The 25741-nt window shown below is 60.7% G+C and carries 19 protein-coding genes and 2 pseudogenes; 15 read left to right on the forward strand and 6 right to left on the reverse strand.

What is annotated here, in order from left to right; all coding sequences use genetic code 11:
• Positions 1–86 precede the first annotated feature (86 nt).
• The 14 genes and pseudogenes from ABH912_RS18170 to ABH912_RS18235 all read left to right on the forward strand — a co-directional run bounded on the left by ABH912_RS18170 (position 87) and on the right by ABH912_RS18235 (position 13966).
• On the forward strand, positions 87–821 hold the full coding sequence (locus ABH912_RS18170; protein WP_429511301.1) for a glycosyltransferase family 2 protein: 735 nt from the start codon (positions 87–89) through the stop codon (positions 819–821).
• Positions 818–1765 (forward strand): glycosyl transferase, encoded by a 948-nt coding sequence (locus tag ABH912_RS18175; protein WP_429511302.1) that lies wholly within the window; start codon positions 818–820, stop codon positions 1763–1765. The genes ABH912_RS18170 and ABH912_RS18175 overlap by 4 nt, the downstream gene beginning before the upstream one ends.
• Entirely contained in the window at positions 1746–3290 is a 1545-nt protein-coding gene (locus tag ABH912_RS18180) for an HAL/PAL/TAL family ammonia-lyase (protein ID WP_033055403.1), read from the forward strand. Before ABH912_RS18175 ends, ABH912_RS18180 begins: the two co-directional genes overlap by 20 nt.
• Complete coding sequence (locus ABH912_RS18185) at positions 3283–3708, forward strand: acyl-CoA thioesterase (protein ID WP_008149615.1); 426 nt, start codon at positions 3283–3285, stop codon at positions 3706–3708. Before ABH912_RS18180 ends, ABH912_RS18185 begins: the two co-directional genes overlap by 8 nt.
• A gap of 164 nt (positions 3709–3872) precedes the next feature.
• The gene (locus ABH912_RS18190; RefSeq protein WP_429511303.1) at positions 3873–4445 is read left to right on the forward strand and encodes an outer membrane lipoprotein carrier protein LolA; all 573 of its coding nucleotides are present in this window, start codon (positions 3873–3875) and stop codon (positions 4443–4445) included.
• On the forward strand, positions 4429–6768 hold the full coding sequence (locus tag ABH912_RS18195) for an MMPL family transporter (RefSeq protein ID WP_429511304.1): 2340 nt from the start codon (positions 4429–4431) through the stop codon (positions 6766–6768). The genes ABH912_RS18190 and ABH912_RS18195 overlap by 17 nt, the downstream gene beginning before the upstream one ends.
• Complete coding sequence (locus tag ABH912_RS18200; protein ID WP_429511306.1) at positions 6765–7925, forward strand: sodium:proton antiporter; 1161 nt, start codon at positions 6765–6767, stop codon at positions 7923–7925. Before ABH912_RS18195 ends, ABH912_RS18200 begins: the two co-directional genes overlap by 4 nt.
• Entirely contained in the window at positions 7912–9159 is a 1248-nt protein-coding gene (locus ABH912_RS18205) for an NAD(P)/FAD-dependent oxidoreductase (RefSeq protein ID WP_429511307.1), read from the forward strand. The genes ABH912_RS18200 and ABH912_RS18205 overlap by 14 nt, the downstream gene beginning before the upstream one ends.
• Positions 9156–9882, forward strand: a pseudogene (locus ABH912_RS18210) (class I SAM-dependent methyltransferase). The gene ABH912_RS18205 and the pseudogene ABH912_RS18210 overlap by 4 nt, the downstream one beginning before the upstream one ends.
• Positions 9882–10364 (forward strand): hypothetical protein, encoded by a 483-nt coding sequence (locus tag ABH912_RS18215; protein ID WP_429511308.1) that lies wholly within the window; start codon positions 9882–9884, stop codon positions 10362–10364. Before ABH912_RS18210 ends, ABH912_RS18215 begins: the two are co-directional and overlap by 1 nt.
• Entirely contained in the window at positions 10361–11557 is a 1197-nt protein-coding gene (locus tag ABH912_RS18220; protein ID WP_429511309.1) for a beta-ketoacyl-[acyl-carrier-protein] synthase family protein, read from the forward strand. The genes ABH912_RS18215 and ABH912_RS18220 overlap by 4 nt, the downstream gene beginning before the upstream one ends.
• Positions 11554–12015: a hotdog family protein gene (locus tag ABH912_RS18225; protein ID WP_033055386.1), complete on the forward strand. Its 462-nt coding sequence runs from the start codon at positions 11554–11556 to the stop codon at positions 12013–12015. Before ABH912_RS18220 ends, ABH912_RS18225 begins: the two co-directional genes overlap by 4 nt.
• A complete protein-coding gene (locus tag ABH912_RS18230) occupies positions 12012–12740 on the forward strand; it encodes a 3-ketoacyl-ACP reductase FabG2 (protein WP_429511310.1) in 729 nt (242 codons plus the stop codon). The genes ABH912_RS18225 and ABH912_RS18230 overlap by 4 nt, the downstream gene beginning before the upstream one ends.
• Positions 12740–13966, forward strand: coding sequence for a beta-ketoacyl-ACP synthase (locus tag ABH912_RS18235; protein WP_033055382.1), 1227 nt, complete (start codon positions 12740–12742; stop codon positions 13964–13966). Before ABH912_RS18230 ends, ABH912_RS18235 begins: the two co-directional genes overlap by 1 nt.
• Before the next feature lie 274 nt (positions 13967–14240).
• On the opposite strand, the gene ABH912_RS18240 is transcribed toward ABH912_RS18235, so the two are convergent.
• Together ABH912_RS18240 and ABH912_RS18245 are read right to left on the reverse strand one after the other, a co-directional pair.
• Positions 14241–14507, reverse strand: coding sequence for a DUF6124 family protein (locus ABH912_RS18240; protein ID WP_033055380.1), 267 nt, complete (start codon positions 14505–14507; stop codon positions 14241–14243).
• 509 nt (positions 14508–15016) lie between these two features.
• Positions 15017–15919: a LysR family transcriptional regulator gene (locus tag ABH912_RS18245; RefSeq protein WP_046045626.1), complete on the reverse strand. Its 903-nt coding sequence runs from the start codon at positions 15917–15919 to the stop codon at positions 15017–15019.
• 166 nt (positions 15920–16085) lie between these two features.
• Between ABH912_RS18245 and ABH912_RS18250 the strand changes: the two genes are divergently transcribed.
• Positions 16086–17315, forward strand: coding sequence for an MFS transporter (locus tag ABH912_RS18250; RefSeq protein WP_419866179.1), 1230 nt, complete (start codon positions 16086–16088; stop codon positions 17313–17315).
• 1 nt (position 17316) lies between these two features.
• Here ABH912_RS18250 and ABH912_RS18255 read toward each other — a convergent pair whose 3' ends face one another.
• The 4 genes and pseudogenes from ABH912_RS18255 to gltB all read right to left on the reverse strand — a co-directional run bounded on the left by ABH912_RS18255 (position 17317) and on the right by gltB (position 25293).
• Entirely contained in the window at positions 17317–17829 is a 513-nt protein-coding gene (locus tag ABH912_RS18255) for a cytochrome b (protein WP_429511311.1), read from the reverse strand.
• Positions 17830–18085: 256 nt separating this feature from the next.
• Entirely contained in the window at positions 18086–19153 is a 1068-nt protein-coding gene (gene hemE / locus ABH912_RS18260) for a uroporphyrinogen decarboxylase (protein ID WP_008149581.1), read from the reverse strand.
• Positions 19154–19394: 241 nt separating this feature from the next.
• A complete protein-coding gene (locus ABH912_RS18265; protein ID WP_429511312.1) occupies positions 19395–20813 on the reverse strand; it encodes an FAD-dependent oxidoreductase in 1419 nt (472 codons plus the stop codon).
• Positions 20814–20846: 33 nt separating this feature from the next.
• Positions 20847–25293 (reverse strand): annotated as a pseudogene (gene gltB / locus ABH912_RS18270) (glutamate synthase large subunit).
• Positions 25294–25741 lie beyond the last annotated feature (448 nt).

The following is a 25741-nucleotide window of genomic DNA, read 5'->3' on the forward strand; positions in this document are numbered from 1 at the left end:
ATCTACGCCGGATGGTTTTGGGGTCGCTTCGCAACCCAGCGGGAGCAAGCTCCCTCGCCACAAGGGTTCTGTGGAGGTTTTAGATCGTGCATAACCCCTGCGCCGTGGTCCCGGTCTACAACCACGAAACCGCCATCACCACGGTGGTTGATGCGCTGCTCGCCAGCGGCCTGCCATGCATTTTGGTGGACGATGCCAGCAGCCCGGCCTGTGCAAAGGTGCTCGATCAACTGGCCCTGCGCGACAAAGTGTTCCTGATTCGGCTCAGCGCCAACCAGGGCAAAGGTGGCGCGGTCATGACCGGTTTTCGCGAAGCCTCGCGCCTGGGCTTCAGCCATGCCTTGCAGGTGGACGCCGACGGTCAGCATGATCTGCAAGACGTCCAGACCTTCATCGAATTGTCGCGCGCCCATCCCGAGGCGGTGATCTGCGGCTATCCGCGATACGACGCCAGCGTGCCGAAAGGTCGCTTGTACGCCCGTTACCTGACTCACGTCATGGTCTGGATCAACACCCTGTCGTTGCAGATTCGCGATTCCATGTGCGGCTTCCGTGTCTATCCGTTACCACCGACCCTGGCGCTGATCGATTCGGCGAAGATCGGTAAGCGCATGGACTTCGACTCGGACATTCTCGTACGCCTGGCCTGGCGCAATCTCCCCATGCAATGGCTGCAAACCAATGTCCACTACCCGCTGGATGGCGTCTCGCATTTCCGTCTGTTCCACGACAACGTGCTGATTACGAGCATGCACACGCGGTTGTTCTTCGGCATGTTGCTGCGGGCGCCCGTGATCCTCTGGCGGCGGTGGCGAACATGAGCACTGACGCGGATAAAAAGCACTGGGCTGATCGCGAAGAGCGCGGCAGCTTCTGGCTGATGAAATTCACCGCATTCTGCGCCAAAGTGCTGGGCCGGCGGCTGCTGAGCCCGTTGCTGTACGGCATCGTTCTGTACTTTTTCCTGTTCGGGCGCAGCGCCCGTCACAGCGCCTGGCAGTACCAGCAGAGGCTCGCTGACTGGAGTGGTCGCCATGAATTGCGCCCGACCCATTGGCGAGTGTTCGGCCAGTTCATGGCCTTCGCCGATTCCATGCTCGACAAGCTCGACGTATGGAACGGCAAGTTGAGCATCGAGCAGATCGAAATCATCGACCCGGCCTTGCTGCGCAATCAACTGCGCGGCACCCGCGGGCAGATGCTGGTGGGCGCGCACCTGGGCAATCTCGAGGTCTGCCGCGCGCTGGCCGAAATCGGTGAAAAAGTCACGATGAACGTGCTGGTGCATACCAAGCACGCTGAACAATTCAACCGTTTGCTCGGCGAAGCCGGCGCGACCAATTTGCGGCTGATTCAAGTCAGCGAGCTGGACCCGCTGATCATGCTGCAACTCCATGAGCGCCTGGAGCGCGGCGAATGGCTGGCGATTGCCGGCGACCGCGTGCCGCTGCATGGCGGACGCAGCGTGACGGTGGACTTCCTCGGCCATCAGGCCGCGTTCCCTCAGGGCCCATGGCTGCTGGCCGGCCTGCTGAAATGCCCGATCAACCTGATGCTATGCCTGAAGAAGCCGACGGGCGACTATCGACTGACCCTCGAACCGTTCGCCGAGGCCGTGGTGTGGAAGCGCAGCGACCGCGAGCAGGTCATTCATCAGTGGGCCTCCCGCTATGCCGAACGCTTGGGTCACTATTGCCTTGAAGCGCCCCAACAATGGTTCAACTTTTACCCTTTCTGGAAGACCGATGACGACGCCAACGCTTGAGCCGGTAACCTTCGGCGAACTCCCTTTGCGCATCGAAGACGTGCTGGCCCTGGCCAACCGTCAGGTGCCGACGCAGTTGCAAAGCGACCCTGCGTACCGCGAGCGTATCGCCAAGGGTGCGCGATTCCTCGACTCCCTGCTGGACAAGGAAGGCGTGATCTACGGCGTGACCACCGGTTACGGTGATTCTTGCGTGGTCGCGGTGCCGCTGCATCACGTCGAGGCGTTGCCCCGTCATTTGTATACGTTCCACGGCTGCGGCCTAGGCAAACTGCTCGACGCACAAGCCACTCGTGCGGTGCTGGCGGCGCGTTTGCAGTCGCTGTGCCACGGCGTGTCCGGAGTGCGCGTTGAACTGCTGGAACGCCTGCAAGCCTTCCTCGAACACGACATTCTGCCGCTGATCCCGGAAGAAGGCTCGGTGGGCGCCAGCGGTGATTTGACGCCGTTGTCCTATGTCGCCGCGACCCTGTCCGGCGAGCGCGAAGTGATGTTCCGGGGTGAACGCCGGCAAGCGGCCGACGTACACCGCGAACTGGGTTGGGAGCCGTTGGTACTGCGCCCGAAAGAAGCGTTGGCGCTGATGAACGGCACCGCCGTCATGACCGGCCTCGCCTGCCTGGCCTACGCCCGCGCCGATTACCTGCTGCAACTGGCCACCCGCATCACCGCGTTGAATGTGGTCGCGTTGCAAGGCAACCCCGAGCACTTCGACGAGCGCCTGTTCGCCACCAAACCGCATCCGGGGCAGATGCAAGTCGCCGCGTGGCTGCGCAAGGATCTGGCGATCGACGCGCCGACTGCGCCGCTGCATCGCCTGCAAGATCGTTATTCACTGCGTTGCGCGCCCCACGTCCTCGGCGTACTGGCCGACAGCCTGAACTGGCTGCGCTCGTTCATCGAGATCGAGCTCAACAGCGCCAACGACAACCCGATCATCGACGCCGAAGCCGAACGCGTGCTGCACGGCGGGCACTTCTACGGCGGCCACATTGCGTTCGCCATGGACAGCCTGAAAAACCTGGTGGCCAACGTCGCCGACCTGCTCGATCGTCAACTCGCCCTGTTGGTGGACGAGCGCTACAACCATGGCCTGCCAAGCAACCTGTCCGGCGCCACCGCTGACCGGGCGATGCTCAACCACGGCTTCAAAGCCGTGCAAATCGGCACCAGCGCCTGGACCGCCGAAGCGTTGAAAAACACCATGCCGGCCAGCGTCTTCTCGCGCTCCACCGAGTGCCACAACCAGGACAAAGTGAGCATGGGCACCATCGCCGCCCGCGATGCGATCCGTGTGCTGGAACTGACCGAACAGGTCGCCGCCGCCACACTGCTGGCCGCCAACCAAGGCGTCTGGCTGCGCAGCAAGGCCGAGGATGCGCGTCCATTGCCGCCGGCCCTGGCCGCCATGCACGAAGAACTGGCCAAGGACTTCCCGCCGGTCATCGAAGACCGCGCGCTGGAAGGTGAATTGCGCCTGTGCCTGCATCGCATCGCCGAGCAACACTGGAGGCTGCATGCGTAGCAAGGGAGTGCTTCACACCGATACGGAAATCCTCGTGCCGTTCTTTGATGTCGACACCATGAACGTCGTCTGGCACGGCCATTACATCAAATACCTGGAAGTCGCCCGCTGCGCGCTGCTGGACAAGATCGGCCACAACTACTCGGCCATGGTCGAGTCGGGTTACGCCTGGCCGGTGATTGATCTGCAATTGCGTTATGTGCGCGGCGCCGTGTTCGGCCAAAAGCTCAACGTGCGCGCCAATCTGGTGGAATGGGAGAACCGTCTGAAGATCAGCTACCTGATCAGCGATCTGGAAACCGGCGAACGCTTGACCCGCGCCAGTTCCGTGCAGGTCGCCGTCGACATGAGCAGCCGCGAAATGCAGTTGGCCTCACCCAAGGTCTTTACCGACGCAGTTGAAAGGATGCTCGCATGACCCTGCTGAAAACCCTCTGTAGCAGCTGGCGAAGCCTGCGTTCGGCTGCGCAGCAGACGCCCTGCGTTTTTCCTATTACACCGCATTGGCAGGTTTTACGACGGCTTCGCCGCCGAACGCAGCCTCGCGGGCTCGGCAGCTGCTACGGGTTCGTGGTGGGGCTGATGTTGATGGTTGGCTTTTCTTCGCTGGCGCAGGCTTTTGATTTGCAGCAGTTGAGCGATCAGCTAGCCAAACCCGACGTCATCCACGGCAATTTCATCCAGGAAAAACACCTGCGCGCCCTGCCCCAGCCGCTGACCAGCAAGGGCACTTTCGTCCTCGCGAAAAACCACGGCTTGCTCTGGCTGCTGAAAACCCCGCTGCAACAGGATTACCGCATCAGCGCCAAGGGCATCGCCCGGCGTGACGCCAATGGCTGGCAAATGCTGCCGAGCAAGAGTGCCGGTGCCGAGCAGAACCGCTTGTTCCTTGCCGTGCTGCAAGGCGACAGCAGCGGGCTGCAACGGGATTTCGAGCTTTCGCTGAGCGGCGACGCACAGAACTGGAAGCTGACACTGACCCCTCGCTCCATGCTGCTCAAGCAGGTGTTCACTCAGATCAACATCGCCGGTGGCGAACTGGTGCACAGCATCGAGTTGCTCGAAACCCAAGGCGACAGCACGCTTTTGCGCATGCAGGACAGCACCAGCACCCAACCGTTGAGCGATGCGGAGCAACATGACTTTGCCGAGTGAACGGAGTCTTCCGCGGCTATTTCTGATCCTGCTGCTGGCGGTGCTCGCGCTCGCCGGTTGGCAATGGCGTGACGGCGCCCCGCTGTCGGCCAACCTGATGGAACTGGTGCCAGGCACGGCGCCAGACGCACTGGAACTGCGCGCCGAACAACGCATGCAAGAACCGCTGAACCGAGAAATGCTGGTGCTGGTCGGCCACACCGATCGCCAGCAAGCAGTCGCCATGGCGCAGAAACTGGGCGAGCAGTGGCAGGCCAGCGGCTTGTTCGAAAAGGTCCAGTGGAACCTGCAAGCCGACCTGCCGGCGCTGCGCACGCAATTGCTCAATGGTCGACTGGCGATGTTGTCAGCGGCTGACCGGCAGCAACTGATCGAGCATCCCGACGCCTTTATCCAGCAGCGAGTGCAAGCGCTGTTCGACCCTTTCACCGGTTTCAGTCTGGTGCCGAGCCAGGATGACTGGCTGGGCCTGACCGGGCGGATCCAGAACAGCCAGCCGCAGCACGGTTCGGTGCAACTGGACATCGGCAGCGGTGCGCTGGTCGCCGATGCCGACGGCAAGAGTTGGGTGCTGCTGCGCTCGCGAACCACGGGCAACGCCTTCGACATGAACTTGCCGCTGCAAGTGGCCGATCTGCTACAGCACAGCCGTGAACAAGCCGCTCAGGCAAACGTTCAACTGCTGGCCGCCAGTGGCTTGCTCTATGCGGCCAGTGGGCAAAAACAAGCCACCCGGGAAATGACCTGGGTCGGTGGCGGTGCCACCGTGGGCATTCTATTGCTGTTGCTGCTGGCCTTCCGGCGCTGGCGGGTGTTGCTGGCCTTCGTCCCGGTGCTGGTCGGCATGCTCTTCGGTGCGGTGGCCTGTGTCGCGCTGTTCGGCCATATGCATGTGATGACGCTGGTGCTCGGTTCGAGCCTGATCGGCGTGGCGGTCGATTACCCGCTGCATTACCTGTCCAAGAGCTGGAGCCTGAAACCCTGGCACAGTTGGCCGGCCCTGCGCCTGACGTTGCCGGGCCTGACGCTGAGCCTGATCACCAGTTGCATCGGTTACCTGGCCCTGGCCTGGACACCGTTCCCGGCGCTGACCCAGATCGCCGTGTTCTCTGCCGCCGGTCTGCTCGGCGCTTATTTGTCCGCGGTGTGCCTGCTGCCGGCACTGCTCAAGGGTACAGACCTGCGGCCAGCGCAGTGGCCGCTGCGGGTGTCCGAGTTTTTGCTGGGGCGTCGTGAAGCGCTGCTCAAACTTGCGAGTACGCCGGTGCTGCTGGCGCTGCTGATTGCCTTTTGTGTGGGCGGCCTGCTGCAGCTCGACACCAAAAACGACATTCGCCAGTGGGTCGGTGCACCGCAGCAACTGACTGACGAAGCACAAACCATTGCGCGCATCACCGGCTATCAACCCACCAGCCAGTTCTTCCTGGTGCGCGCGGCCAATCAGCAGCAACTGCTGGAGCGCCAAACCACGCTGAACGAGCGACTGGATCAGTTGGTCAACCTGGAAAAACTCCAGGGTTATCTGTCGCTCAATCAACTGGTCAGCCAACCCACCGAACAGCGCAAAGTGCGTGAAGCGCTGAACACGTTGCCGCAGTTCTGGCAGCCGCTGCTCGATGTCGGCGTGCCGGCCGAGGCGCTGCAAGCAGAGCTCACGAAGTTGCAGGCACTGCCCACCGAAGACATCGACGCGGCGCTGGTCGGTCCGTTGGCGGAACCCTATCGCCCGCTGTGGCTGGGACCGACCGATGACGGCGTAGCGGCGATGGTCAGTCTGCAAGGCCTGAACAACCCAGCTCTGTTACAAGTCCAGGCGCTGGATTTGCCGGGCGTGGAATTGGTGGATCGCCTCGGTGAGTTGAACAAGGTATTCGCCGACACCCAGATCAGCGCCGCCGAGTTGAAACTCGCTTCCTGTGCGCTGATCGTGCTGGTGCTGATCCTGCCGTTCGGCTTTGGCGGCGCGCTGCGGATCGTCTCTCTGCCGCTGCTGGCCGCGCTGTGCAGCCTGGCCAGTCTCGGCTGGCTGGGGCAACCGCTGACGCTGTTCAGCCTGTTCGGCCTGCTGCTGGTGACGGCCATCAGCGTCGATTACGCGATCCTCATGCGTGAACAGGTCGGCGGCGCGGCCGTGAGCCTGCTGGGCACCTTGCTGGCGGCGCTGACCACCTGGCTCTCGTTCGGTTTGCTGGCGGTGTCCAGCACGCCGGCGGTGAGCAACTTCGGCCTGTCGGTGAGCCTGGGGCTGGCCTTCAGCTTCATCCTTGCGCCGTGGGCCGGACGCCAGGTTCACGCCGCCCCGGTCACCGAGTCAGCCACATGATGATCGCCGTGTTCTGGGTCATGGCCCTGGCGCTGTTCGCCGTGGCCACCCGTGTCGGTCGTCACTTCGGCGTGATCCCGATTGTCAGCCAGTTGCTGCTGGCCACCTTCGGTCTGCCACTGCTGATGTACTTCTGGATCGAACCCCAGTGGCAATTGAGCGGTGCCGCGCTGGTCGCGCCAGCCTGGCTGAAAAACCTCTACAGCCTGAGCTTTGCCTTGTTGCTGGGGCATATTCTCAGTGACGTGATCGACCTGCGACTCGACCGTCAAAGCCTGAAAATCGCCCTGCCGAGTTTCTGCATTCCGTTTGCCTGTGGCCTCGCGACAGCGATGTGGCTGTTACCGCCGCAACCCTGGATCAGTTCCCTGGCGGTCGGCCTGCTGTTCGCCATCACGGCGATTCCGGTGTTGTATTTGTACCTGCGACACATCAAATACCCGCCTGCCGCCACCCGGCGATTGGTGCAGACCGCGATCCTGATCGACCTCACTTGCTGGACCCTGTTCGCCATCGCCCAGGGCAGCCTGCACCTGAGCAGCCTCTTACTGCCGCTGGCCGGCGCCTGCCTGCCGTTGCTGCTGCGTCTGCTCCGCTTGCGCCAACCGTTGCTGCACAGCGGCTGCTTCTTCGCACTGCTGGTCGTGGCGGAACACTTCAAGCTCAATGCACTGATTTTCGGCATCGGTTACCTGCTGTGGATGGCCGCGCTCAAAGTGCCGCTGGTGCTGCCTTTGCCAGTGATCTGGATGAGTCACTTGCAGACGTATATCGCGATCCCGCTGATCCTCACGTTCGGCATCGTGCAGATCAACGTCCACGCGGCCATGGCCAGCCTCGGCTGGGTGCAACTGGCCGCACTGCTGCTGTTCCCGATTGTCAGCAAACTGCTGGGCAACTGGCTGGGCCTCGGTTGGGCCGGCGCTTCGTTTGAAGGCGCCAGTCGTTGGCGGGAAAGCGTCTTGCTGAATATTCGTGGTTTGAGCGAGATCGTCTTTCTCAACCTGCTGCTGCAACAACAACTCATCAGCCCGGCGCTGTACTTCGCGCTGATGGTGATGGGCTTGATCGCGACACTGCTGCCGGCACTCGCCGGCATGCACCGAACCCCTCTGAACATCGCCGTCCCGGCAAGGAGCCCCCGTGCCAACAGTTGAAATGGAACATCGTCAGGTCGTGGTGATCGGTGCAGGTCCATCGGGCGCCATCGCCGCCGCGCTGCTCAAGCGCAAAGGTCACGATGTGTTGATGATCGAACGCCAGCATTTCCCACGGTTTTCCATCGGTGAAAGCCTGTTGTCCCACTGCCTGGATTTCGTCGAAGAAGCCGGCATGCTCGAGGCGGTGAACGCCGCCGGATTCCAGTTGAAAAACGGTGCGGCATTCGCTTGGGGCGAGCACTACAGCGCCTTTGATTTCGGCGAGACGTTCAGCAACGGCAAGCCGACCACCTTCCAGGTCCAGCGTGCCGATTTCGACAAGCTGCTGGCCGATCAAGCCGCGCTGCAAGGTGTGGAGGTTCGTTACGGCGAAGCCATCGTCAGCGTCGATTTCACCCTGCCGAAACCGCAGCTCGACGTGCTTCGCGAAGACGGCAGCCAATACCGCGTCGAGGCCGATTTCGTGCTGGATGCCAGCGGCTACGGGCGTGTGTTGCCCCGCTTGCTCGACCTTGAAGCGCCGTCGGATTTCCCGGTGCGCCAGGCCGTGTTCACCCATGTCGAAGACCACATCGACAACCCGACCTTCGAGCGGGAAAAAATCCTCATTACCACCCATCCGATCCACCGTGACATCTGGTTCTGGACCATCCCGTTCAGCAATGGCCGTTGCTCGGTGGGCGTGGTCGCGGCAGCCGAACACTTCGAAGGCCGCATGGAGAACCTGGACGAGTGCCTGCGTGGGTTTATCGCTGAAACCCCAAGCCTGGCCGGCGTGTTGAACAACGCCGTATGGGATACGCCGGCTCGAACCATCGGCGGCTACTCGGCCAACGTCAAAACCCTCCACGGGCCAGGCTTTGCCCTGCTCGGCAACGCAGCGGAATTCCTCGACCCGGTGTTCTCTTCCGGCGTGACCATCGCCATGCGCTCAGCGAGCATGGCCGCCGGGGTTCTGCATCGCCAACTGCAAGGCGAACATGTCGATTGGCAGACTGAATTCGCCGTCCCGCTCAAGCGCGGCGTCGACACGTTCCGTTGCTACGTCGAAGGCTGGTACGCCGGGACGTTCCAGGATGTGATTTACCATGAGGGCGGCTCGCCGGATATTCGCCGCATGATCAGCTCGATCCTCGCCGGGTATGCCTGGGACGAGCGCAATCCGTTCGTTGCCGAACCCAAGCGCCGGCTGCGGATGCTCTCGGAGCTCTGTGCAAGGGATGTCACATGAGCTACTTGAGCGACACCTACGTCGAAGAGACCCGCTTTGGTTTCTGGTTCCTGCGCAGCCACACCTGGCAGCACCATGTACTGCGAGTGGCAATCGCCGATTTGCGCAGCCTGTTCAGCGAAACACCGCCGAGCAACCCGGTGCTGCTGGATGCCGGTTGCGGTCAGGGCAAGTCGTTCCAGTACCTGCGCCAGACCTTTTCCCCCCAGCGCCTGATCGCTCTGGACGCCGACCCTCACAGCCTGAAGCTGGCCGGCGAAGAAGCCGTCCGTCAGGGCATGGAGGTGGAATTGACCGGCAGCGATTGCGCGAGCATCAACGTCCCGGACGCCAGCGTCGATCTGCTGTTCTGTCACCAAACCTTCCATCATCTGGTGCAGCAGGAACAGGCACTCGCCGAGTTCTACCGCGTGCTCAAGCCCGGTGGCTATCTACTGTTCGCCGAATCCACCGAGGCTTACATTGATACCTGGGTGATCCGCTGGTTGTTCCGCCATCCGATGCACGTGCAAAAGAGCGCCCGCCGGGTATCTGGACATGATTCGCCAGCAGGGTTTCGAACTCGGCCCGCAAAACGTGTCTTATCCATACTTGTGGTGGAGCCGCGCCAAGGATTTCGGCCTGTTTGAACGCTTGGGTCTGCGCCGGCCGAAGCCCTTTGGCCAACGGGAAGAAACCCTGGTCAATGTGGTCGCGCGCAAACCCCTTGATAGGTGTGCCTGATGATCCGTTTTCTGCTGTTGGGTTGCGTCCTGTTGCTGAGCGCCTGCGCCAGCCGGGCGCCGCTGCCCGAGCAAACCCCAAACCTGTCGTTGCCGCTGCAATTGCACATCCAGCGTCTGGTGGCCGACCAACGGCAGGACTGGGTGCTGGTGATCCAGCGTGAAGGCCCTGGCATTCGCTGGTCGATGATGGACTTGCTGGGCATTCCCCAGGCACGCCAGAAACTGGTCGATGGCGAATGGCAGGCTGATGGCCTGCTGCCGCCCAATCCAGAAGCGCGAGAGCTGTTCGCCGCGCTGCTGTTTGCGCTGACCCCCAAAGATGAACTGTCGGGCAACTATCCCGCCGCGTGGCAGCATGGCTCGCAACGGTCCTTGCCAGCGCACTGGGAAGTCCGTTACTCACAACCCATGAGCTTTGAATTGAACCTGCCCAAAGGCCCGACATATCAAGTCACGCCGCTCAGTGGGGACGCACCATGACGGCCTACCTGAATGCCCTCGGGGTGATCTGCGCCCTGGGCCGTGACAAGTCCGAAGTCGCTCGCAACCTGTTTGCCGGTGACTGTTCGGGCATGCGCAATGAGGCCGGCTGGGTGGTGGAACGGTCGCTGCCCGTGGCTGCGGTTCAAGGCGAACTGGCGCCGATCCCGGCTGAGCTTGCGCCGCATGACACCCGTAATAATCAATTGCTGCTGGAAGCCGCGCTGCAGATTCGCGAAGACATCGACCAGGCGATCCAGACCTACGGCCGCGACCGCATCGGTATCGTTCTGGGCACCAGCACCTCGGGTATCGACGAAGCCAGCAGCGGCCTGGCCCATTACATCCGCGAGCATCAGTTCCCGGCCGATTACGACTACCAGCAACAGGAACTCGGCGCTCCAGCGAACTTCCTCGCCGACTGGCTGCAATTGAGCGGCCCGGCCTATGTGATTTCCACGGCCTGCACTTCCAGCGCCCGAGCGCTGATGAGTGCTCAGCGACTGCTGGACCTGGGCGTGTGCGACGCGGTGCTGTGCGGCGGCGTCGACAGCCTGTGCAAGTTGACCCTCAATGGGTTCTCGGCGCTGGAAGCGGTGTCCGGGCAACGCTGCAATCCGTTTTCGGTGAACCGTAACGGCATCAACATTGGCGAAGCGGCGGTGCTGTTTTTGATGAGCAAGAATGTCGGCGACAGCCAGCCGATTGCTCTGCTCGGCAGTGGTGCCAGCTCCGATGCGCATCACATTTCTGCGCCGGAACCGACCGGCCGTGGCGCCCTGCAAGCGATGCGCAAAGCCTTGAGCCGAGCACAACTTCAGCCACAGCAGATCGATTACCTGAACCTGCACGGCACCGCCACTCAACACAACGACGCCATGGAAAGCCTGGCGGTGGCAACGTTGTTCCCGACAGGTGTGCCGTGTTCGTCGACCAAACCCATGACCGGCCACACCCTCGGTGCGGCCGGCGCTCTGGAAGCGGCGTTCTGCTGGTTGAGCCTCAGTGCAGGCAATCGCGAGCACGCCCTGCCGCCTCACGTCTGGGACGGCCAACCGGATCCCCAGTTGCCAGCCCTGAATTGGGTGACCCCGGCCAATCGCCTGACGTCCTTTGCACCTCGCTACCTGATGAGCAACTCCTTTGCCTTCGGTGGCAACAACGTCAGCCTGATTATCGGAGACGCCCCATGATTGACTGGCCGATCGCCGAACTGCTGCCGCATGCTGGCGACATGATCTTCATCGAACAGATCCTGTCGTTCGATGACGAGCAGATTTACACCCGTCTCACAGTCAGACCCAACGGCCTGTTCAGCCGCCCGGACGGCAGCCTGCCGGCCTGGGTCGGCATCGAGCTGATGGCCCAGAGTGTCGCCGCCTACGCCGGTTGCCATGCCCGTCAGCGTGGCGATGCGGTGGAGCTGGGGTTTCTGCTTGGCACCCGCAAATTCGAATGCAACGTCGAGCACTTCCCCGCTGGTACGGAGCTGACCATCCACGGCATCCGCTCGCTGGAAGACGACAACGGCATGGGCGTGTTCGAATGCCACATCACCGCCCCCGGCATTCACGCCACCGCTCGTCTGAACGTGTTCCGTCCGCCTCAGGCTGCTCAATACCTTCATGAAACCCAAGGAACCCAGCCATGACTGAATCCGTACTGATCACCGGTTCCAGCCGTGGCATCGGCCGCGCCATCGCTTTGCGTCTGGCTCAGGCCGGGCATGACATCGTGCTGCATTGCCGCAGTGGCCTGGCGGACGCTGAAGCCGTGAAGGCCGAAATCGAAGCCTTGGGGCGCAACGTGCGCATTCTGCAATTCGATGTGTCCGACCGCGCCAACTGCAGAGCCATTCTCGAAGCCGACGTGGAAACCCACGGCGCCTATTACGGTGTGGTGCTGAACGCCGGCCTGACACGCGACGGTGCTTTTCCAGCCCTGAGCGAAGATGATTGGGACATGGTGATGCGCACCAACCTCGACGGTTTCTACAACGTGTTGCACCCGGTGATGATGCCGATGATTCGTCGTCGCGCGGCCGGACGGATTGTTTGCATCACTTCGGTTTCCGGGTTGATCGGCAACCGTGGCCAGGTCAACTACAGCGCGTCCAAGGCCGGTTTGATCGGCGCGGCGAAGGCGTTGGCGATTGAATTGGGCAAGCGCAAAATTACTGTTAACTGTGTCGCACCCGGCTTGATCGATACCGCGATGCTCGATGAAAACGTGCCGGTGGAAGAACTGATGAAAATGATCCCCGCACAACGCATGGGCACCCCGGAAGAGGTGGCCAGCGCGGTGAATTTCCTGATGTCGGCGGAATCGTCGTACATCACCCGGCAGGTTCTGGCCGTTAACGGAGGCCTGTGCTGATGAAGCGCGTCGTCGTCACCGGCATGGCCGGCATCACCTCACTCGGCAGCGATTGGGACACCATCGTTAGCAACTTCGCGGCCAACCGCAGCGGTATCCGCCGGATGGACGAGTGGGATCGCTTCACCGAACTCAACACGCGCCTGGCGGGGCCGATCGACGACTTCAAAGTGCCGAGCCACTGGACCCGCAAACAATTGCGCAGCATGGGCCGGGTCTCGCGCCTGGCGGTCGGCGCGGCAGAACAGGCGTTGGCCGATGCCGGGCTGTTGGGTGACGAATCGATCAAGGACGGACGCATGGGCGTTTCCTGCGGCTCATCCACCGGCAGCACCGACGAGATCAAGGCGTTCGGCAACATGCTGCTCAACTCGGTGGCCGAGGGGCTGAATGCCAACTCCTATGTGCGCATGATGCCGCACACCACGGCCGCGAATATCAGCATCTTCTTCGGCCTCACCGGCCGGCTGATCCCGACCTCCAGCGCTTGCACCAGCGGCAGTCAGGGCATTGGTTATGCCTACGAGTCGGTCAAGTTTGGTCGCCTGCCATTGATGCTCGCCGGCGGTGCCGAAGAACTGTGCCCGACCGAAGCGATGGTCTTCGATGCGCTCTACGCCACCAGCCTGAAAAACGATGCGCCGCAGACTTCCCCACGCCCCTACGACAGCGGCCGCGATGGCCTGGTGATCGGTGAAGGCAGCGGCATGCTGGTGCTCGAAGAACTCGAACACGCATTGGCTCGCGGTGCGCACATCCACGCCGAACTCGTCGGTTTCGGCAGCAACGCCGACGGCCAGCACGCCACCCGCCCAGAGCAGGTCACCATGCGCCGGGCCATGGAACTGGCCCTGGAAGACGCCGGGTTACAGCCTTCTGACATCGGCTACGTGAATGGCCACGGCACCGCGACTGAACAGGGCGACATTGCCGAAACACTGGCAACGAGCGCGTTGTTCGGCGAGCACATGCCGATCAGCTCGCAGAAGAGCTTCCTCGGACACACCCTTGGAGCCTGCGGTGCGCTGGAATCCTGGTTCAGCATCGAAATGATGAACCGCGACCTGTACATCCACACCCTCAACCTCGACGACGTCGACCCGCACTGCGGCAAACTCGATTACCTGCGCGGCGAGTTTCGGCAGATGAGCAACCAGTACGTGATGAACAACAACTTTGCCTTTGGTGGGGTTAATACGTCGCTGATTTTTCGGCGCTGGTCGTAACGAGGCAATGCCCGGCAGATAAAGAAACGCTGCGAGCAATGACTAACCTGTGGCGAGGGAGCTTGCTCCCGCTGGACTGCGTAGCAGTCCTTTCTTTTGGGGCCGCTTCGCGACCCAGCGGGAGCAAGCTCCCTCGCCACAATAGCGCCGTATCAAACAGGTCGGTTCGATATAGCCCCGGTCCTGCCTGGCTCTGCGATGGCTGGTTGCCCAGGATCCTCAGAGTCTCACAAGACCCTTTCGGGAAAGTAGTCAGTATTAGTGACCTGACGCACTAGAGTGGATCGAGGTTATCCAACACCCGGTTCACCGCCAATTCTCCCAGCATGATCGACTGCTGAATTCCCAGCAGTGTGTTGCTTTGCGATCCCTTCAGACACCTCGCGAAGTCACTCGCCATGACGTTGGCTGATGCCAGGGATTCACAGGCGTATTCCAGCAGAGTGTGGTTGTCGATATCGGGGGCGATGAGGAAGATTTTGCTTGGTTGGCGTGGAGCGTCCGGATCGGTGTCCGGTAGGTTTGTTGTTGTATTCGTCATGTTTCGGCTACCTACAAAGTGGAGCCACCGAGTCGCTACTAATCAAAAGGGTGGCAGCCGTACGCAGGTTAGTAGACCGGGAAACACGAACCGGCGCGCCCGAGAGCGCCCTACGCACAGCTACCATCAAAGTGCAGGCATGAAATTACCTGACTGTCCGGCATGCAAATGCGCATCGTGTAAACACGGGCTACTAAACCCGATCACTGGGAATCAGTGACGCGAATCAAGTTACCGACGGCCCCCAAGGCGCACAAGCCGGCGGATTCTGGATTAGTTGTAGGCAATGCCGCAAGGCGCTGAAGCCTTCCTAAGGTATTTCGGAAATGTCCCACGCTTATCAGCGAAGAGTCCGCTATAGCATTGGTAACTGCGCCTTTTTTGGTGAACTTGCGGACGCTTTCGCGAGCAAGCTCGCTCCCACAGTGGATGAGTGGTGGAACAAAAATCGTGTTCACACCGCAAATCCACTGTGGGAGCGGGCTTGCCCGCGATTGACTGCGAAGCAGTCACGCCTTCAACGGCTCAACCTTACGCGTCAACAACTCCACAAACGCCTTGGCCATCGGCGACTTCTGATCCTTGCGCTGCACCAGCCACACCGCCGACACGGCCTCTGGATCGAGCAGAGGCCGATAGACCACCCCTTCGATGCGCATCCGCTGGTAAGACGCCGGCAGCACGGATACACCCAATCCCGCCGCCACCAACCCGATGATCGTCATCGCCTCGCCAGCCTCTTGTGCGAAGTGCGGACTGAAACCGGCATCCCGGGCCAGGCTGAGCAATTGTGCGTACAGACCACTGCCATAGCTGCGTGGGAAAAATACGAAGGGTTCGAGGGCCAGGGCTGACAGAAACAAGCCTTCTTCACTATCGGTCACCAACGGATGCTTGGAGCTGAGCACCGCCACCAGCGGCTCACGCATCAGTTCCACCACGCTGAGCGAGTCCGGCAACCCAAGCGGCCGCATGATCCCGACTTCTATCGACTCATCCACCAACGCATCGGCGACTTGGGTGCTGCTCATCTCCCGCAGGTTCAGGTGCACCGCCGGGAATCGCTGGCGAAACGAAAAAATCGCCTGTGGAATGGTCGAGTTGAACGGCGCCGACGAGGTGAAGCCAATCTTCAGTTCGCCCAGCTCACCCAACTGCGCCCGCCGTGCAACATCCGCCGCCTTGTCGACCTGCGCCAATACCAGCCGCGCCTCTTCCAGAAATAGCCGGCCGGCTTCACTGAGCTCGACCCGACGATTGGTGCGTTCGAACAATCGCGCGCCCACCTCCTGCTCCAGCGCCTGAATCTGCTGACTCAGCGGCGGTTGCGAGATGCCCAGCACCTGGGCGGCGCGGCCGAAGTGCAGTTCTTCGGCAACAGCAATGAAGTAGCGCAGGTGACGCAATTCCATGAAAACTCCATTAGGTCGTTAAACCTATCAAACAGGTCGAACAATATATTGGATTGAATCATTAGGCAGCTATATGCTTTTTTCATTGCCTGACCGGCTGCGTCCTCCGAGGTCCGAAGTGAAAACTGCTGTCGCTCCACTTGCCCATGAAGTTCCGCCCGCAGCGGTGGACGATGTTGTCGCCGAACTAAAGGAGATCTACATCGAAAAAGGCACGCCGATGTTCATGCGCACGGTGTTGGCGCTGTTCTGCGGCGGCTTCGCGACCTTCGCCCTGCTCTATTGCGTGCAACCGATGATGCCGCTGCTGTCCCACGAGTACTCCATCAACGCAGCCCAGAGCAGCCTGATCCTGTCGGTCGCCACCGGCATGCTCGCCATCGGTCTGCTGATCACCGGCCCGATCTCTGATCGCATCGGGCGCAAACCGGTGATGGTCGCGGCGCTGTTCGCCGCCGCGCTCTGCACAATCGCCAGCTCGATGATGCCAAGCTGGCACGGCGTGTTGGTGATGCGCGCGCTGATAGGGTTGTCGTTGAGCGGTCTGGCAGCAGTCGCCATGACGTACTTGAGCGAAGAGATCCACCCGCAGCACATCGGCCTGGCCATGGGTTTGTACATCGGCGGCAACGCGATTGGCGGGATGTGCGGACGCTTGATCACCGGTGTGTTGATCGACTTCGTCAGCTGGCACACGGCGATGCTGGTGATCGGTGGTCTGGCGCTGATCGCGGCGGCCGTGTTCTGGAAAATCCTCCCCGAGTCGCGCAACTTCCGCGCCCGCTCACTGCACCCGCGAAGCTTGATTGACGGCTTCACCATGCACTTTCGCGATGCCGGCCTGCCGCTGCTGTTCCTCGAAGCTTTTGTGCTGATGGGCGCGTTCGTCACCCTCTTCAACTACATCGGTTATCGCCTGCTGGCCGAGCCGTACCACATGGATCAGGCCTTCGTCGGGCTGCTCTCGGTGGTGTATCTGTCGGGTATCTACAGTTCAGCGAAAATCGGCTCGTTGGCCGACAAACTAGGCCGACGCAAAGTGCTCTGGGCGACGATCGTCCTAATGCTCGCAGGCCTTGCACTGACAATGTTGACGCCGCTGCCGGTGGTGATCATCGGGATGCTGATCTTCACCTTCGGCTTCTTCGGCGCCCATTCGGTAGCGAGTAGCTGGATTGGGCGTCGTGCGATCAAAGCCAAGGGGCAGGCGTCGTCGCTTTATCTGTTCAGCTACTACGCAGGGTCGAGCATCGCCGGGACGGCGGGCGGTGTGTTCTGGCACCTCGGCGGATGGAACGGCATTGGTTTGTTCATCGGCGGTCTGCTGGTGATTGCATTGCTGGTGGCATTGAAACTGGCGAAGTTGCCAACGTTGCCCGGCAATCAACCCGCCTGAGCTAGAACGTCATGCGTTTAAGGACCCTGCGCCCGCACATCTCGTGTTTAATCACCGCCGAGATGTGCAACGCCACCAGTATCAACAACACCACACAAGACCAAACATGGACAGTAAAAAACCTGTCGATCCAAGTTGGGTCTTCCAGTGGCTGGGGAATCAAGATCAGGTCGAATATATTAACTGCGCGATCCATCATTAAAATCCCAGTGACAAGAACAACACTCGTTACTGTATAAATAAACTTGTGCATCAGGCACGCCACGTGGTCCATCAGTGTTTTGTTCGTAGCGTCCTCTGCACACGAATGAATAACAACCAGATAAATCCTCACCACAAAAACTGGAATAAACAAAGCGGTCACCGAAACATTGACAAACCCCACCCAGTCCTTTGTTTGCGGCAACACATCAACGACCGACACATAGAATCCGGACAACAACGCCCATAAAATCACTCCCGCCGAAAGCCAGTGCAACAGCACCCGGCCGGGTGAATAACCTATTCTTCTCATCACACTCACCAAATTCAAATTAGTGGCGCGATTACAATTAGTTATCTACAGACCGTCAAGACAACCAAATATGAACAAATATGGCATTAAGTAAGAAATTGAGAATACTGGCTCGCGAAAGTTGTCCACACCAAACAAACAACAAAACACTACAACAATAAAGTCTGCATTAAGAATAATAATGAAATAATTAGAAGAACTCTAATTACTGATTGCCACCCGGTTAATCGCCCCAGGCAGCAATCGAGAGAGGGTCTTACTCGTGATACTGCGCCGACAGTTCATGCACCGCGCGCAGGAAGGCGCCAGCGTGTTCCGGGTCGACTTCCGGGGTGATGCCATGGCCGAGGTTGAACACGTGGCCGCTGCCTTTGCCGTAGCTGGCGAGGATGCGGCCGACTTCGGTACGGATGGCTTCTGGTTTGGCGTAGAGCACGGTTGGGTCCATGTTGCCTTGCAGCGCGACTTTGCTGCCGACGCGATCACGGGCGCTGCCGATGTCGCACGTCCAGTCCAGGCCGAGCGCATCAGCGCCAGCGTCGGCAATGCTTTCGAGCCACAGGCCGCCATTCTTGGTGAACAGAATGACCGGCACTTTGCGGCCTTCATGTTCGCGGATCAGGCCGCTGACGATTTTGCGCATGTAGGCCAGGGAGAATTCCTGGTACGCCGCCGCCGAAAGGCTGCCACCCCAACTGTCGAAGATCTGCACCGCTTGCGCGCCGGCCATGATCTGGCCGTTGAGGTAGCTGGTGACCGTCTGCGCGAGTTTGTCCAGCAGCAGGTGCAAGGCTTGCGGGTTGTCGTAGAGCATGGTTTTGGTCTTGCGGTAGTCTTTCGACGAGCCGCCTTCGACCATGTAGGTGGCCAGGGTCCATGGGCTGCCGGCGAAACCGATCAGCGGCACGCGGCCGTTCAGTTCGCGGCGGATGGTGCTGACCGCGTCCATGACGTAGCCGAGGTCTTTGTGCGGATCAGGAATCGGCAGGGCTTCGATGTCAGCCATTGTGCTGATGACTTTCTTGAAGCGCGGACCTTCACCGGTTTCGAAGTACAGGCCCTGGCCCATGGCATCGGGGATGGTCAGGATGTCGGAGAACAGGATCGCCGCGTCCAGTTGCGGATAGCGGTCGAGCGGCTGCATCGTGACTTCGCAAGCGAACTCCGGGTTCATGCACAGGCTCATGAAGTCGCCGGCCTTGGCACGGCTGGCGCGGTATTCCGGCAGGTAGCGACCGGCCTGACGCATCATCCAGACAGGCGTGACGTCTACGGGTTGCTTGAGCAGGGCGCGAAGGAAACGGTCGTTCTTCAGGGCAGTCATGTCGGCATCCGGAAAAAAAGTGCGGGCATTTTCTCAGAGCTCGACGCAAAAGGCACGGTTGCAGGTCAGCCTTTTGTCTATCGGGTCAATTTGTCGCGGTGGAAACCGACTTTCTGCAACACCACGAAACAACTGTAGGAGTGAGCCTGCTCGCGATGACGGAGTGTCAGTCAATACATCTAGTGACTGATCCACCGCTATCGCGAGCAGGCTCGCTCCTACAAGGTTTGGTGTCGCGAGCTTAGACGCCCAGGTAATCCAGGATCCCTTCGGCGGCATTGCGGCCTTCGAAGATCGCCGTTACCACCAGGTCAGAACCGCGAACCATATCGCCACCGGCGAAGATTTTCGGGTTGCTGGTCTGGTGCTTGTACTGACCTTGCTCCGGGGCCACAACGCGGCCCTGGCTGTCGGTCTGGATGCTGTGCTGTTCGAACCACGACGCCGGGCTCGGACGGAAACCGAACGCGATGACCACGGCGTCGGCCGGGATGATCTCTTCGGAGCCCGGAATCGGCTCAGGGCTGCGACGGCCACGGGCGTCCGGTGCGCCGAGACGGGTCTCGACCACCTTCACGCCTTCGACGCGGTCTTCGCCGACGATCGCAATTGGCTGGCGGTTGTAGAGGAATTTCACGCCTTCTTCCTTGGCGTTCTTCACCTCTTTGCGCGAGCCCGGCATGTTCGCTTCGTCACGACGATAAGCACAGGTCACCGACTTGGCGCCCTGGCGAATCGAGGTACGGTTGCAGTCCATCGCCGTGTCGCCGCCGCCCAGTACCACCACCTTCTTGCCTTTCATGTCGACGAAATCTTCCGGCGACTTTTCAAAGCCCAGGTTGCGGTTGACGTTGGCGATCAGGAAGTCCAGCGCGTCATGCACGCCCGGCAAATCTTCACCGGCAAAGCCGCCCTTCATGTAGGTGTAGGTGCCCATGCCCATGAATACGGCATCGTATTCTTCGAGCAACTGCTCGACGGTCACGTCCTTGCCCACTTCGGTGTTCAGACGGAACTCGATGCCCATGCCGGTGAAGACTTCGCGGCGATTGCTCAGCACGGTCTTTTCCAGCTTGAACTCGGGGATACCGAAGGTCAGCAGACCGCCGATTTCCGGGTTCTTGTCGAACACCACCGGGGTCACGCCGCCGCGTACCAGCACGTCGGCACAGCCCAGGCCTGCCGGGCCTGCGCCGATGATCGCAACACGCTTGCCGGTCGGTATGACCTTGGACATGTCAGGACGCCAGCCCATGGCGAACGCGGTGTCGGTGATGTACTTCTCAACCGAACCGATGGTCACCGCGCCGAAACCGTCGTTGAGGGTGCAGGCACCCTCGCACAGACGATCCTGCGGGCACACCCGGCCGCACACTTCCGGCAGGGTGTTGGTCTGGTGCGACAGCTCGGCGGCCTGGAGGATGTTGCCCTCGGCCACCAGCTTCAGCCAGTTCGGAATGAAGTTGTGCACCGGGCACTTCCATTCGCAATACGGGTTACCGCAACCCAGGCAGCGGTGGGCCTGATCGGCCGAATGCTGGGGTTTGAAGGGTTCGTAGATCTCCACGAACTCTTTCTTGCGTTGACGCAACAGTTTCTTCTTCGGATCCTTGCGCCCGACATCGATGAACTGGAAGTCGTTATTCAGACGTTCAGCCATTGTTAAAACCTCATCAAACTCTTCAGGCGCATATCACTGCGGGTTGGCACGGGTGCTGGAAAGCAACGTTTTCAAGCTGGCAGCCTTCGGCTTGACCAACCAGAAACGACGCAGATAGTCATCGAGGTTTTCGGCAAGTTCACGACCCCACTCGCTGTCGGTTTCCTCGACGTATTCGTTCAGCACGCGTTGCAGGTGGCTGCGATAGGCTTCCATCGCCTCACCGCTGATCCGCTGGATTTCCACCAGTTCGTGGTTGACCCGGTCAACGAAGGTGTTGTCCTGGTCGAGCACGTAGGCGAAACCGCCGGTCATGCCTGAGCCGAAGTTGTAACCGGTCTTGCCCAGTACGCAGACGAAACCACCGGTCATGTACTCGCAGCAGTGATCGCCCGTGCCTTCCACCACGGTGTGAGCACCGGAGTTACGCACCGCGAAACGCTCGCCCGCGGTACCGGCGGCGAACAGCTTGCCGCCAGTGGCGCCGTACAGGCAGGTGTTGCCGATGATGGCACTGTCCTGAGTCTTGTAGACACTGCCCTTCGGCGGAACGATGACCAGCTTGCCGCCGGTCATGCCTTTGCCGACGTAGTCGTTGGCGTCGCCTTCCAGGTACATGTTCAGGCCGCCAGCGTTCCACACACCGAAGCTCTGACCGGCCGTCCCTTTGAAGCGGAAGGTGATCGGTGCATTCGCCATGCCCTGGTTGCCGTGTTTGCGAGCGATATCACCGGAGATCCGCGCGCCGATCGAACGGTCGCAGTTGCAGATATCCAGGGCGAAATCGGCACCGCTCTTGTCGTTGATGGCCGAGGTGGCCATGTCGACCATTTTCTCGGCCAGCAGGCCTTTGTCAAACGGTGGGTTGGCGGTCGACCTGGCAGAACTGAGGTTTGTCTGCCGGGATGTGATCGCTACCCAGCAATGGCGTCAGGTCCAGGTGTTGCTGCTTGGCGGTCTGGCCTTCGAGGATGTCCAGCAGATCGGTACGACCGATCAGCTCTTCGAGGGAGCGCACGCCCAGCTTGGCCAGCCACTCACGGGTTTCTTCGGCGACGTAGGTGAAGAAATTCACCACCATGTCGACGGTGCCGATGTAGTGATCCTTGCGCAGCTTCTCGTTCTGAGTCGCGACGCCGGTGGCGCAGTTGTTCAGGTGGCAGATACGCAGGTATTTGCAGCCCAGCGCGATCATCGGCGCGGTGCCGAAGCCGAAGCTTTCAGCGCCGAGGATGGCCGCCTTGATCACGTCGAGGCCGGTTTTCAGGCCGCCGTCAGTTTGTACCCGCACTTTGCCGCGCAGGTCGTTGCCGCGCAGGGTCTGGTGGGTTTCGGCCAGGCCGAGCTCCCACGGAGCGCCCGCGTATTTGATCGAGGTCAGCGGCGACGCACCGGTGCCGCCGTCGTAGCCGGAGATGGTGATCAAGTCCGCGTAGGCCTTGGCCACACCGGCAGCGATGGTGCCGACGCCCGCTTCTGCAACCAGCTTCACCGAGACCAACGCCTTCGGGTTGACTTGTTTCAGGTCAAAAATCAGCTGCGACAAATCTTCGATCGAATAGATGTCGTGGTGCGGCGGAGGCGAAATCAGGGTCACGCCCGGCACTGCGTAACGCAGCTTGGCGATCAGACCGTTGACCTTGCCGCCTGGCAGTTGACCACCTTCGCCGGGCTTGGCGCCCTGAGCGACTTTGATCTGCAGCACTTCAGCGTTGACCAGGTATTCCGGGGTCACACCGAAACGGCCAGTCGCCACTTGCTTGATTTTCGAGCTCTTGATGGTGCCGTAACGCGCCGGGTCTTCGCCGCCTTCGCCGGAGTTGGAACGCGCACCGAGGCGGTTCATGGCTTCGGCCAGGGCTTCGTGGGCTTCCGGCGACAAGGCGCCGAGGGAGATGCCCGCGGAGTCAAAGCGCTTGAGCACCGATTCCAGCGGTTCGATCTCGCTGATGTCCAGCGGCGTGTCCAGGGTTTTCACCTTGAACATATCGCGGATCATCGACACCGGACGGTTGTCCACCAGCGCCGTGTATTCCTTGAACTTGCTGTAGTCGCCCTGCTGCACAGCGGCTTGCAGGGTGTTGACCACGTCCGGGTTGTACGCGTGATATTCGCCACCGTGGACGAACTTCAGCAAACCGCCCTGCTGGATTGGCTTGCGCGGGCTCCAGGCTTCGGCAGCCAGGGCTTTCTGCTCGGCTTCGATGTCGACGAAACGCGCACCCTTGATGCGGCTTGGCACGCCACGGAAGCTCAGGTCGCAGACTTCTTCAGACAGGCCGATGGCTTCGAACAACTGCGCACCGCGGTACGACGTGATGGTCGAGATGCCCATCTTCGACAGGATCTTCAGCAGGCCTTTGGTGATGCCTTTGCGGTAGTTCTTGAACACCTCATAGAGGTCGCCCAGGACTTCACCGGTGCGGATCAGGTCACCCAGCACTTCGTAGGCCAGGAACGGATAGACCGCCGAGGCGCCGAAACCGATCAACACGGCGAAGTGGTGCGGATCGCGAGCCGTCGCGGTTTCCACGAGGATGTTGGAGTCGCAACGCAGGCCTTTTTCGGTCAAGCGGTGGTGCACCGCACCAGTGGCCAGGGAAGCGTGGATCGGCAACTTGCCCGGGGCAATGCGGCGGTCACTCAGCACGACCTGGGTACGACCGGAGCGCACAGCTTCTTCAGCCTGATCGGCAACGTTGCGGATCGCCGCTTCGAGGCCGACGCTTTCGTCGTAGTTGAGGTCGATGATCGCGCGCTCGAAGCCCGGACGATCGAGGTTCATCAGCGAGCGCCACTTGGCCGGGGAAATAACCGGCGAGCTGAGGATCACGCGCGAGGCATGTTCCGGCGACTCCTGGAAAATGTTGCGCTCGGCACCGAGGCAGATTTCCAGCGACATGACGATGGCTTCACGCAGCGGGTCGATCGGCGGGTTGGTGACCTGCGCGAACTGCTGGCGGAAATAGTCGTACGGCGTGCGCACGCGCTGGGACAGCACGGCCATCGGCGTGTCATCGCCCATCGAGCCAACGGCTTCGTAGCCTTGCTCGCCGAGCGGACGCAGCACCTGATCACGTTCTTCGAAAGTGACCTGGTACATCTTCATGTACTGCTTGAGCTGGTCAACGTCGTAGAACGCCGAACCGTGGTCGTTGTCTTCCATAGTCGCCTGGATGCGCAGGGCATTCTTGCGCAGCCATTGCTTGTACGGATGACGGGACTTCAAGCGGTTGTCGATGGCGTCGGTGTCGAGGATCTGGCCGGTTTCAGTGTCCACGGCGAAGATCTGACCCGGGCCAACGCGGCCCTTGGCGATCACGTCTTCAGGCTGGTAGTTCCAGACACCGATTTCGGACGCCAAAGTGATGAAACCGTTCTTGGTGGTGACCCAACGCGCTGGACGCAGACCGTTACGGTCGAGCAGGCACACCGCGTAGCGACCGTCGGTCATTACCACGCCGGCCGGGCCGTCCCACGGTTCCATGTGCATCGAATTGTATTCGTAGAACGCACGCAGATCCGGGTCCATGGTTTCAACGTTCTGCCACGCAGGCGGAATGATCATCCGCACGCCACGGAACAGGTCGATACCACCGGTGACCATCAGCTCAAGCATGTTGTCCATGCTGGAGGAGTCGGAGCCAACGCGGTTGACCAGCGGGCCGAGTTCTTCCAGGTCCATCAGATCATTGGTGAACTTGGTGCGACGGGCCACGGCCCAGTTACGGTTGCCGGTGATGGTGTTGATCTCGCCGTTGTGGGCGAGGAAGCGGAACGGCTGAGCCAGCGGCCATTTCGGCAGGGTGTTGGTGGAGAAGCGCTGGTGGAACACGCAAATCGAGGTTTGCAGGCGCTGGTCGCTGAGGTCTGGATAGAAGGCGGTCAAATCCGCCGGCATCATCAGGCCTTTATAAATAATGGTCTTGTGCGAAAAGCTGCAGACGTAGTGATCGGCGTCGGCGGCGTTGGCCACGGACGAGCGACGACGGGAGGTGAACAGCTTGACGGCCATGTCCTGATCGCTCAGGCCATCACCGGCAATGAACACTTGTTCGATCTGCGGCAGGCGCTCAAGGGCCAGGCGACCGAGGACGCTGGTGTCGATCGGCACTTTGCGCCAGCCGACGAGGGTCAAGCCAGCAGCGAGGATCTCGCGGTTCATGTTCTCGCGAGCGGCTTCGGCTTTGACCGGGTCCTGGTTGAAGAAGACCATGCCCACTGCATATTGCTTGGGCAGTTCGACGCCGAAGGTTTCCTGGGCGATGGCTCGCAGGAACACATCCGGCTTTTGAATCAGCAGACCGCAACCGTCACCGGTCTTGCCGTCGGCGTTGATCCCACCGCGGTGGGTCATGCAGGTCAGGGCCTCGATGGCCGTTTGCAAAAGGGTATGACTGGGCTCGCCCTGCATATGGGCTATCAGGCCGAAACCGCAGTTATCCTTGAATTCATCTGGTTGGTACAGACCTGCTTTCATAGACACTTTCTCACCAGGCTGCCTCTTACCGAGGCAAATTTCTTTTCAATTCAACCACTTACCGTCCGCGCCGAACGTACGCCAGCTTTGCGGGGGCAAAAGGGAGGTCATTGTACACACCGACACAGAGGCTCACAAATTTGACGACGAAATGTCGCAAATCTATGTCGCATTTGTGAAAGGTTTAAAGCGATATGCTGTGCTAGTCAAAACTTTTTTAATTTTGACCGCAACGACTCAAAGACTACTGTGACGCAGACACCACAAGGCACGCGGCCGAGGGTCTGTTGGTGCTTGCTGACGAACCGCGTTGTGATGCCAGCGTGTGCGAGGCAAGGCGCGGGATGCCGCCAATGGCTTCACCCTTGGCAAATCCCGCAACGCAGCCTCGCGCACGTTGGCGCGCAACGCGGTCGTCAGCAAGCGCCAACTGACCCTTAGGGCGGCA

Origin of the sequence: Pseudomonas sp. BT76 TE3572 (genome assembly GCF_050435365.1) — a bacterium.
Classification (GTDB): Bacteria; Pseudomonadota; Gammaproteobacteria; order Pseudomonadales; family Pseudomonadaceae; genus Aquipseudomonas; species Aquipseudomonas fluorescens_W.